Below are 10,100 nucleotides of genomic sequence, written 5' to 3'. Positions count from 1 at the left end.
TGCCTGCCCAAGGACATCCGGGCCTTCGCGCACCGCGCCGAGGAGCTCGGCGTCGGCCAGGCGGTCGCCTTCCTGCGCGAAGTCGACGCGATCAACAAGCGGCGGCGCACCCGCACCGTGGACCTGGTCCGCGACCTCGCCGGCGGGGACCTGCGGCGGGTCCGTGTGCTGGCCCTGGGCGCCGCCTTCAAACCCGACTCCGACGACGTCCGTGACGCCCCGGCCCTCGATGTCGCGAGCACCCTGCACCGCCTGGGCGCCCAGGTGACCGTCGTGGATCCGGCCGCCACCGGGAACGCCCGCCGCGTGCACCCCGAACTCGCCTACTCCACCGAGACTCTCACGGCGGCGGCGGGAGCCGACGTCGTCGTGCTCCTCACCGAGTGGAACGAGTTCCGGCACCTCGACCCGCACGCCCTGGGCGCCGTCGTGTCCCATCGACGCATCGTCGACGGCCGGCACGCCCTGGCGCCCGACTGCTGGCGTGCCGCCGGCTGGGAGTACCGCGCTCCGGGCCGGCCCTGACACACCGCCATTTCCGCACCTCAGTCCCTGTATCCCACTCCCGGGGGAGTTCTCGTGTCCGATGGACAGCAGCTCGCAGCAACGGGCGCGGGCGGTCTCACGATCGCCGGCGTCACCATCTACATCGGCTTGTGGATACTCGCCGCGGCCGCAGGCGTGGTCCTCGTCGGGGTGGTCCTCACCCGCTGGCGGTTCCGCAGGCATCGGTCCGTAGGAGAGGTGTGAGCACCCGGCGACCAGGCCAGACACCGGTGCTGTCGGCGCGGCAGCACCGGTCGGGTCTGGTCCTCATCGGCATCATCGGCCTGGTGCTCCTCGCTGCGTGGACCGCCGTGCACGCGCTCGCGGTCGCCGACTGGGGCTCCGAGACGACCAGCAGACTGTCCGTCGTCTGGCTGGGCATGTTCGTGCTCTTCGCGATCCAGGTCGCGCTGTACCACCTGGACCGCCCCACGCGCGTGCCCGCGAGCGCGCAGCAGCGCCTCGACCGGCTGCACGTCTGCATCCTCATGCCGGTCTACAACGAGGATCCCGGTTACCTGAGGCTGGGTCTGGAGTCCTTTCTGCAGCAGAGCCGCCGGCCTGACAGCGTGCACGTCGTCGACGACGGGTCGACGACGACCGACTACGCCGAGATCCGTGACTGGTGGTTGCGGGCGGCCACGCGGGCGGGGGTCACGACGACCTGGCAGCGCGTGCCGAACGGCGGCAAACGCCACGCCCAGGCGCGCGGCGTCGAAGCCGGAGCGGACGCCGACGTGTACATCACGGTGGACTCCGACTCCTACCTCGACCCCCGTGCGGTCGAGGAGATCCTCCAACCGTTCAGCAAGCGCCGGGTCCAGTCGGTCGCCGGCATCGTCATCGCCACCAACAACCGGGGCCCGGCCCGGCCCGCCCGACCGCAGCCACTCGGTCACGCGGGGAAGGCGACCCGCCGGGCCAGGCGCGAGTACCGCCGGGCCGTGCTGTCCTGGCGCGGCAGCCAGCTGCTGGCCCGGACCTCGGACCTGTGGTTCGTGACGTCGCAGATGGTCGACCGCTCGGGCCAGTCCGCGGTGGGCGCGGTCATGGTCAACTCCGGCCCGCTGGCCGCCTACCGGGCCGGTCTCGTCCGGGAGAACCTCGGCTCCTACCTCAACGAGACCTTCATGGGCCGCGGTGTCTCCTTCAGTGACGACAGCATGCTCACGCTGTACGCGCAGGAACGCGGTCTGACGGTGCAGCAGAGCACCGCCATCGTGTTCACCGCGATGCCGGAGCGCTGGAACCACTTCGGCCGTATGTACCTGCGGTGGATGCGGGGCTCGACCATCCGTTCCGTATGGCGGATGCGGTACCTCTCGATGGCGCGCCCTGCGTTCTGGCTGCACGCCATGCGCTGGACGCAGATGGTCCTGACGCAGTTGGTCACCGTCTGGCTGCTCGTGGTCGAGCCGGTCGCCTACGACAACATGCCGCCACTGAGCATGCTGTGGATCCCCTTCCTGCTCGGCTGGGCCCAGGGCCTGCGCTACCTCGGCATCATCCGCACGGACGAGCGCATCCGTTCGCGCCTTCTGACGTGGCTGATGATGCCCTTGGCGATCATCATGGCCTGGACGTGGCTCCGCTGGCTGCGCTGGTACGGCATCTTCACCTGCGCGAGGACGGGCTGGGGCACCCGCCAGAACGGCGCCGAGGTGTCACTGGGGTGACCGCGGTGGCCGGGCGGAAGGCCCGCACCGGCTGCCGGAGGGAAACCTCGACGGCCCAGCGGGCGCCGGCCACCCTGACCAGGTCTTTCAGTCGGGTGGCGAAGGGGCCGTAGCAGCCGTGGCAGGCCATGTCGGTGAGGTCTTTCATGCTTCTGCATGCCGGGACCCAGAGGCCGCGGCGGTTCTCCCACCAGATCCGGATGGGGATCCGCGCCCGCTGGTTGCATGCGCTCGCCGTGGGACCTTAACCGGCGGACAGGCGCTTCCAGGACTGCGGTGCGAGGCCGGCGACAAGGTCCTCGACACGGCGTTCGCCCGCCGCGAAGGATGACGGTGTCACTGGTTTTCACGTACATCACCTGGCTGATGGCCTGCTGTCCTCGGTGCGGCGATCTGCGCGGCGGTCGGGCTCGGCGCCCACGCCTCGTACGACGATGCGATCGATGCGATCGATGCGATGGTACGCCCCGGTGTCGCCTTCGCCCCCATCCCGGCGAACCACGCTCTGTACCAGCGGATGGGCGAGGTGTACGCCGGGAGCACCCGCCACACGGATGAGGTCTACCGGGAGTCGTACGAGATCTTCGGCTGACCGCCGGACAGCCGCGCAGGCTCCTCGACGCGAACCATCACCTCCGCTCCCTCCTCCCCCGCCCCCGGCGACGGCCACGTCACTGCTCGGGTCCACCTCCGCAGGTCCGGCGAGGACGCGCGTCGCCTCGGGACAGTGCGTGGACGAGGCGGCCGCTGTCGGTCAACGTACCGAGGCCCGTCACCAGGTCGTAGCCGCGGCGGGCGGGATACCCGCGCCAGCCCGCGGGCTCCGGCGGGGCCGGTCGGTCCGGGTGCGCGTTGCGGTCGCTTCGGCCGGTGTCCACGTCCACGAGCCCGGCGCGCCGCACGTCACCCGCGGAGCGGTAGAGCGCAGGGCCGGCCGGTCCGAGGCGGTGGCCCGCGGCCTCGTTCGCCAGTGCCACGACCCCTGCGAACAGGGGCGCGGCCAGGCTCGTACCGCCGGGAGCGAGCCGCCAGCCCGCCTGCTCGGGATCAGCGCTGTTGTAGACCCAGAAGGGGCCGGCGAACATGCCGACGTCCGGTTCGCTCCGCCGGCCGCCGGTGATGCCCGCGACCGGGTCCTGGTAGGCGGGACGGGGAAACCATCGGGAGAGCCCTCCCGTACTCGCGTCCCAGGCGGAGTCCGGACGGGTGCGCCGGCCGGCCCGGTCGAGGTGGAGAACGGTGCCGCCCACCGCGGTGACCAGCGGGTCCGCCGCGGGCCACAGAGCCCCGGCGGAGGGGGCGAGTCCGCCGTAGTCGCCGGAGGAGGCCACCAGGGTGACACCGCGGGCTGCTGCCTCGACGAGCGGTCGACGCAGCCGCGCCAGCGCTTTCGAGCCCTCGCTCAGACCGGGGTTCCGCCGCTCCAGGGATGCCTCGAAGTCGTTCCAGCTCATGGAGAGGACATCGCCGCGGTCCTGCTCGATCGCCTGGATGTAGCCCTCCGGCAGTGTGGCCGCGAGGTCCCCTGGGACGACCGGCACCCCTACGACGACGATCTTCGCGCGCGGGGCCATCGCGTGGAGGGCGCTGACGTCGAGAATCGCTTCCAGGTGTGCCGGGTGATCCTGGGGGTCGAACGGAGAGGCGCCTTCCTCGTAGGCGAACTCCAGCCGCGTACGCGGCAGGCCGAAGTGGTCGGAGAAGACGTCCAGGTCGTGCTGGAGCGTCGGGGGGATGACACCGATTCCGGTGACGATCGTGACGCCCTTGCCGGTGAGCCGCTCTGCCGCCGGCCGGTCGAGCCCGTACGCGGTCCTGATCTGCTGGACCGAGTAGCAGGATGTGTGGCGGCTTGCCCGGCACTGCTCCGGGTCCAGCGGAGCCGGGAACCCCTGATCCGCCCCGGCCTTCGGCGTCGCGGGCGGCTCGCCCGTCGTGGACGGGCGGGAGGACTTCTCCGTCTCGGACACCGCGGTGCGCGTCGCACCGACGTCCGAGCTCGTCGCCGCCGGCCAGGTGCACAGCACGGCGAGAGCAAGAACCAGAAGGGACCGGGTGGCCGACCCGCCGCCGCTGTTCGACGCCTGTCTTGCCTTGGCCAGGGCGGATCTCCACGTGGGTGCGCGCAGCATGAACCCATGGGAATCCACCGCCGGGCGACCGGCAACACGACCGCCGTGTGCTGGCCGCGCTGCGTCAGGCCGTCGGGGCGCACACCGCGGGGTGAGTGCGCTCGCGGTGTGCAGCAGCGTGTGCCTGACCCTGCCGATGGTGGTCGGCACAGCGCAGCTTCCCGGCAACCCGCTCCCGGACCGAAGCTCCATGATCACCCGCTCAGCTCGGCTGCGGAACGCAGGTCCTCGGACCACCCGCGTACCGCCAATCGGTTGGCGGTCTGGTCGGGCTCACGACACACCCGGCGCAAGCACCGTCGGACGATCCTCACGCGGTATTCATTTCGCCACTCGCTGCGAGGCGATGGAGACGAACACGAAGAGGATGGTCGCGATGCACTGGTCTCGTTCGAAGTTTCTTCGTTCTGCTGTCGCAAGGACGGCTGGTGTGGCAGTGCTGTGCACCGTGACCACCGCTCTCGGCGCTCCGGGGGGCGGGGCGGTCGGTGAGCAGGACCACCGGGCGGCAGCGCCTCAGCTGCCGACACCGCACCTGGACGCGGTGGAGGCGACACTGCGCCAGGTCTCTCCGGGCCTGGAGGGCACCGTCTGGCAGCGCACTCGAGGCAACGCCCTCGACACGCGAGGCGACGGCCCCGCTGGGTGGCTGTTGCAGACGCCGGGGTGTTGGGGCGACCCGCGCTGTCGGGACAGGTCGGACACGCGTCGGCTGCTGGCGAGGATCGAGTCGACCGTCGCCTCAGCGACCAGCACGGTCGACATCTCCACCCTCGTCCCTCCCTTCCCGGACGGTGAGTTCCAGGATGCGCTGGTGGCCGGGTTGCGCGCGGCGGTCGGGCAGGGGCGCACCCTGCGGGTGCGGGTTTTGGCCGGTACGAATCCTGTCAGTCTGCTGACCGTCTCGCCCAGCTCCTACCGGGACGAGCTCCTGGAACGGCTCGGGTCGGCAGCGGAGAGGGTGACGCTTCAGGTGGCGGCCATGACCAGTTCCTTGGAGGCACTGAGCTGGAACCACTCGAAGCTTCTCGTCGTCGACGGTGCGCGGGTGCTTACCGGGGGGGTCAACTACTGGAGCGGCGACTATGTCGACACCGGCCACCCCGTGAGTGACGTCGACCTGGCGCTGGCGGGGCCGGCCGCTTCGTCCGGAACGCACTTTCTGGACCGGCTGTGGAAGTGGACGTGCGCGAACATCGGCCTGCGGGTGCGGTTCGCCTCGTCGGCGGGGACCCGCTGCTTGCCGGAGATGGCACGGTACAACCCGCCGGTTCCCGCCGCCGGCGACCTGTCGGTGATCGGAGTGGGAGGCCTCGGCGTCGGCATCCAGCAACGTGACCCGGCCTCCACGTACCAGCCGGTGCTGCCCGACGCGGACCGGGCACGCTGCCTGTTCAACATCCGACCCGACTACACCAACAGCGACCGCGACTACGAGACGGTCAACCCCGAGGAGCCGGCCCTGCGGGAACTGGTCCGGACCGCGACACGCAACGTCGTGATCTCCCAGCAGGACCTCAACGGCCAGTGCCCCCCGCTCCCCCGGTACGACATCCGCCTCCTCCAGACCCTCGCTCAGAAGCTCGTGGCCGGAGTGAAAGTGCGCATCGTCGTGAGCGATCCGCTCACCCGCGCCAGCGGCTACTCCACGATCTTCTCGCTCTCGGAACTGAGCAACCCCCTTCGCGGCGAGGTGGCCCGGTTGACCGGAAGCGCGTCGCGTGCGCGCACGGTGATGTGCCGGAACCTCCAGCTGGCCTCCCTCCGTGTCTCACCCGCACGGACGTGGGCCGACGGTCGCGGCTACGCCCTGCACCACAAGGTCGTCTCCGTCGACGACTCGGCGTTCTACATCGGCTCCAAGAACCTGTACCCAGCCTGGCTCCAGGACTACGGGTACATGGTCGAGGACGCCTCGGCCGCAGGTCAGTTGGACAGCGAACTCCTGGCACCCGAGTGGCAGTACTCACAGGCGGCGGCCACGTACGACTACGCACGCGGGGTGTGCCCGGCGTCGTGAGCGCCGCCCGCATGCACGACTCCGCCCCCGCCGGACACGGCGGGGAGCCGCGCGCAAACCCCGCCCAAGGCGACTCCCGAATCACTCACGGGACACCCTCAGGGATGAAGTCCTTCGTCCGGCCGTGAGAAGAGTGCGTGTGCGTTGTCGTTGAGACCCGCGAAGCCGTCGACGAGCTGGGCTGCCACGCGCCAGGATGGTCCTGGCTGAATTACCCAGGTGTGCCAGGCCAGGCCGGTGAATTCCTGGCTCCGCGCAGCACCGGGAGAGAGGCGACGCAGGAAGAAGAACAGTCTCGTACGGCAGGTCCAACGGCCGTCGGCGGCGCCTTCGGGTTCCGACATCTGCTCGATCGAGTGCCGTTCGTCGAAGAACAGGGAGCGGGCATGGAGGAAATCACGCAGACCAGTCACCCCTTCCCACATGTAGCCGTGCAGGAAACCGGTCTGGAAGTCCGGAGTGAGGATCTCGGACAGCATCTGTTGGGCATTGGCGTGCGACTGGAGCAGGACGAAGTACCGCTCGATGGTGTTCCACACGGCGATCTCGGTGTCAGCGCTCATTTTCACCCCACCGGGTCGGAAAAGACTTCCTCTCAGGGTGCACCCCGCCCGCTGACGCCGCACCGCCGGTCAGGACGACGGTCCGCAGATCGAGGATCTCGCCATGCACACCCCACACTCGTGCGCCGGACGCGACGAGGAACACCCTCTTCGGAGGGGGACCAGTGCCGCCGCCACGACGGTGGCGGCGGCACTGGTCACAGGCCGCTAGAAGTCGTCCGCGATGCAGGAAGCGCAGATCTCCCGACCCGAGGCGGTGACCTGGGCGGCATCCGAGTCGGCCCCGTGGTCGGCAGCCAGCGCGGGCGTGGCGAGGAGGGCGGCTCCCGCCACCAGGAGTCCCAGCACGGCGGGAATGGTCTTCCGCTTGGGCGACGGGCTTTTCGCGAAGCTCATAGAGCCCTCCTTGTCTCTCGAGTGGCCTGCCTTGAGGCTGGGCATTCGTCTTGGGTCAGCGGCTCCACGGTAATGTCGGAATGACAAGCGTCTCGTCATGGGAACCTTAAAGGGGCATTGCCTCCCTCAAGCGAGCACATTCCGTGATCGCGCTGCCGACAGCGGTGGCTCGCACCGCGGACTCGCCTCAGCGCCTGCCTCCGGCCCCGCCGCGGCGACATCGACAGTCCAGTGGCACCAGTCCAGTGGCACCGTCTCGGCGGGCGACTGCTGCGCCGGCTCCGCGCCGGGCGAGGTGAGCCGGACAGCTGAACCTCCGCCGAAGCGACACCGACGGCCGGCACGCCCACAGCGACATGGCTGTGGCTCAGCGCACCCGGCCCCGCGGCTTCAGCGCCACCGGCGGCAGTTCCGGGGCCGGCAGGCGGCCGCCGTCGTAGCCGTGGACCTCGCCGAAGCGGGTGCCGGTCGTCCAGTCGGTGCGGGCGGCTTCGATCTCCTCGTGGGACCGGCCGACGAAGTTCCACCACATCACGATCTCCTCCTCGAACGGCTCGCCGCCCAGGAGCATCAGGGCGGCGTCGGAGGCGGCCCGCAGAGGGAGGGCGGTGCGGCCGCAGCCGAGGTAGAGCATGGAGCCGGGCAGGACGGGGACGCCGTCGACGTGGGTCTCGCCGGACATGGCGAGGACGGCGTACTCCCAGTCGGGGTCGAGGGGGACGCTCGCCTCGGCGCCGGCGGTGAGGGTGAGGTCGGCGCCGACGAGGGGGGTGTAGGCGGCGCCCGGGGAGACGGCGCCGTCGAGGTCGCCGAGGATGACGGTGGCGGTGAGGCCGGGGGCGGTGACCGTCGGCAGGTCGGCGTGGTGCTCGAAGTGCGGGTCGATGTGGCGGTGGGCGTCGGGCAGGGCGACCCAGAGCTGGGCGCCGTGGAGGTAGCGGGCGTGCGGGCGGGGGCTCTCCTCGGAGTGGGAGATGGCCCGGCCGGAGGTCATCAGGCCCAGTTCGCGGGGCCGGACGGTCTGCCGGCTGCCGGTGCTGTCTCGGTGCAGCACCTCGCCCTCGTGCAGCCAGCTCACGGTCTGAAGGCCCATGTGGGGGTGCGGCGGCACCTGCATGCCGGGTTCGTCGGCGATGTCGTCGGGGCCGTAGTGGTCGACGAACGCCCAGGCGCCGACCATCCGCCGGCCGAGGTTGGGCAGCAGGCGGCGGACCTCGCTGGACTCGCCGAGGGGGACGCGGCGCGGGCTGAGGAGCTCGCGGACCGGCTCGGCGACGACGAAGGCGCGGCCGCCGCAGAGGGACGGGGTGGCCTGGCGGTCGAGATTGCTCATGGGGGCACCGTATCGGGGAGGACAGGCAGGTGACGGAGCGTCAGTTCACACGGGTGGCGGGCTGGGAGCGGGCGGAAGCGGGGCATATCAGGTGCGATATGAGCAATCGACCTTCCGAGCTCCGCGCCGCCGCCCGGCACCTGGGCCGCCGCCGACTCCTCCGTCTCGCGGGCGCCGCCGCCGCGCTCGCGTTCACCACCGATCTGCCCGCGGCCGGCGCGGCGGCCGCCGCGGAGCTGGACGCCCGGCGCATCGACCGGGATCCGTTCACGCTGGGCGTCGCCTCCGGCGATCCGATGCCGGACACGGCGCTGCTGTGGACGAGGCTGGCGCCGAGTCCGTACGAGCCGGACGGCGGGCTGCCCGCCGAGCGGGTCGAGGTGCGCTGGGAGGTGGCGCTGGACGAGCTGTTCTACGCGGTGGTGCGCAGCGGGACGGCGACGGCGCATCCGGAGTACGCGCACAGTGTGCGGGTGGAGGTGACGGGGCTCGACGCGGGGCGGGTGTACTTCTACCGGTTCCGGGCGGGTGGCTGGATCAGCCCGGCGGGGCGGACCCGGACGGCGCCTGCGGCGGACGCCTCGTACCTGTCGGGGGTGCGGTTCGCGGCGGTGGCGTGCGCGGCGTACTTCGACGGCTACTACACGGCGTACCGCCATCTGGCCGCCGAGGACCTGGACATGGTGGTGCACCTCGGGGACTACATCTACGAGTACGGGGTGGACTCGGCGGGCGGGCACCGCGGGTACACCGACCGGGTGCTGCCGGCGCACTTCAACAAGGAGACGGTGACGCTGGAGGACTACCGGCTGCGGTACGCGCTGTACAAGTCCGACGCGGACCTTCAGGCGGCGCACGCGGCGCACCCGTTCGTGGTGACGTGGGACGACCACGAGACGGAGAACAACTACGCGGGCGGTGTGGCGGAGAACGGTGTGGGGGCGGCCGAGTTCCTGGTGCGGCGGGCGGCGGCGTACCGGGCGTACTGGGAGAACCTGCCGCTGCGGGCGCCGCAGCAGCCGTCCGGCGCGGACATGAGGCTGTACCGGCGGCTGCGGTTCGGGCGGCTGGCGCAGTTCGACGTGCTGGACACCCGGCAGTACCGCTCCGACCAGGCGTACGGGGACGGCTGGCGCCGCCCGGGGCCGGAGTCGCAGGATCCGGCGCGGACGATGACCGGGGCCGAGCAGGAGCGGTGGCTGCTGGACGGGTGGAAGGACTCGCCGGCGGTGTGGAACGTGGTGCCGCAGCAGGTGGTGTTCGCCCAGCGGCGCAGCTCGGCGGCGGCCGACCACACGGTGTCGATGGACGCCTGGGACGGCTATCCGGCCGCGCGGGGGCGGCTGCTGGCGGGGGGGCAGGCGGGGGGGGGGGGGAAACTGAGGGTGGTGTCGGGGGACGCGCACGCGGCGGACGGGTTCGACCGGTAGGGGG

The 10,100-nt window shown here is 71.2% G+C and carries 9 protein-coding genes and 1 pseudogene; 6 read left to right on the top strand and 4 right to left on the bottom strand.

All coding sequences use genetic code 11. The features are described from left to right. From C6N75_RS21845 to C6N75_RS31730, 4 genes are all read left to right on the top strand, one after another. Positions 1 to 525, top strand: a 525-nt coding sequence (locus tag C6N75_RS21845; RefSeq protein WP_146132637.1) for a UDP binding domain-containing protein, incomplete at its 5' end; no start/stop codon positions are given. Positions 526 to 579: 54 nt separating this feature from the next. Then, a complete protein-coding gene (locus C6N75_RS30855; RefSeq protein WP_181160569.1) occupies positions 580 to 750 on the top strand; it encodes a hypothetical protein in 171 nt (56 codons plus the stop codon). Next, positions 747 to 2,222, top strand: coding sequence for a glycosyltransferase (locus C6N75_RS21840; protein WP_258177537.1), 1,476 nt, complete (start codon positions 747 to 749; stop codon positions 2,220 to 2,222). The genes C6N75_RS30855 and C6N75_RS21840 overlap by 4 nt, the downstream gene beginning before the upstream one ends. A 457-nt stretch (positions 2,223 to 2,679) precedes the next feature. Beyond that, positions 2,680 to 2,814: a hypothetical protein gene (locus tag C6N75_RS31730; RefSeq protein WP_258177536.1), complete on the top strand. Its 135-nt coding sequence runs from the start codon at positions 2,680 to 2,682 to the stop codon at positions 2,812 to 2,814. A gap of 79 nt (positions 2,815 to 2,893) precedes the next feature. Here C6N75_RS31730 and C6N75_RS21835 read toward each other — a convergent pair whose 3' ends face one another. After that, positions 2,894 to 4,354, bottom strand: coding sequence for a S53 family peptidase (locus tag C6N75_RS21835; protein ID WP_219852899.1), 1,461 nt, complete (start codon positions 4,352 to 4,354; stop codon positions 2,894 to 2,896). 448 nt (positions 4,355 to 4,802) lie between these two features. On the opposite strand from C6N75_RS21835, the gene C6N75_RS21830 reads away from it, so the two are divergent. Beyond that, on the top strand, positions 4,803 to 6,374 hold the full coding sequence (locus C6N75_RS21830) for a phospholipase D-like domain-containing protein (protein ID WP_258177538.1): 1,572 nt from the start codon (positions 4,803 to 4,805) through the stop codon (positions 6,372 to 6,374). Between the two features lie 98 nt (positions 6,375 to 6,472). Here the strand turns inward: C6N75_RS21830 and C6N75_RS21825 are convergent, their stop codons facing one another. From C6N75_RS21825 to C6N75_RS21815, 3 genes are all read right to left on the bottom strand, one after another. Beyond that, on the bottom strand, positions 6,473 to 6,937 hold the full coding sequence (locus C6N75_RS21825) for a hypothetical protein (protein WP_105870598.1): 465 nt from the start codon (positions 6,935 to 6,937) through the stop codon (positions 6,473 to 6,475). 207 nt (positions 6,938 to 7,144) lie between these two features. Further along, positions 7,145 to 7,333, bottom strand: a complete 189-nt coding sequence (locus C6N75_RS21820) for a hypothetical protein (protein ID WP_105870597.1) — start codon at positions 7,331 to 7,333, stop codon at positions 7,145 to 7,147. A 367-nt stretch (positions 7,334 to 7,700) separates the two neighbouring features. Next, a complete protein-coding gene (locus C6N75_RS21815; RefSeq protein WP_105870596.1) occupies positions 7,701 to 8,666 on the bottom strand; it encodes a pirin family protein in 966 nt (321 codons plus the stop codon). Positions 8,667 to 8,764: 98 nt separating this feature from the next. On the opposite strand from C6N75_RS21815, the pseudogene C6N75_RS21810 reads away from it, so the two are divergent. Continuing rightward, a pseudogene (locus tag C6N75_RS21810) lies at positions 8,765 to 10,090 on the top strand (alkaline phosphatase D family protein); the annotation flags it as partial. Positions 10,091 to 10,100: the final 10 nt, after the last annotated feature.

This window comes from Streptomyces solincola, assembly GCF_002982015.1.
GTDB lineage: Bacteria > Actinomycetota > Actinomycetes > Streptomycetales > Streptomycetaceae > Streptomyces > Streptomyces solincola.
This window is presented reverse-complemented; position numbering and strand designations above follow the sequence as displayed.

Bases quoted from the DNA above. Each gene is read 5' to 3' on its own strand.
- C6N75_RS21825 (WP_105870598.1), bottom strand. From the start codon at position 6,937: ATGAGCGCTGACACCGAGATCGCCGTGTGGAACACCATCGAGCGGTAC.
- C6N75_RS21820 (WP_105870597.1), bottom strand. From the start codon at position 7,333: ATGAGCTTCGCGAAAAGCCCGTCGCCCAAGCGGAAGACCATTCCCGCC.
- C6N75_RS31730 (WP_258177536.1), top strand. From the start codon at position 2,680: ATGGTACGCCCCGGTGTCGCCTTCGCCCCCATCCCGGCGAACCACGCT.
- C6N75_RS21815 (WP_105870596.1), bottom strand. From the start codon at position 8,666: ATGAGCAATCTCGACCGCCAGGCCACCCCGTCCCTCTGCGGCGGCCGC.
- C6N75_RS21835 (WP_219852899.1), bottom strand. From the start codon at position 4,354: ATGCTGCGCGCACCCACGTGGAGATCCGCCCTGGCCAAGGCAAGACAG.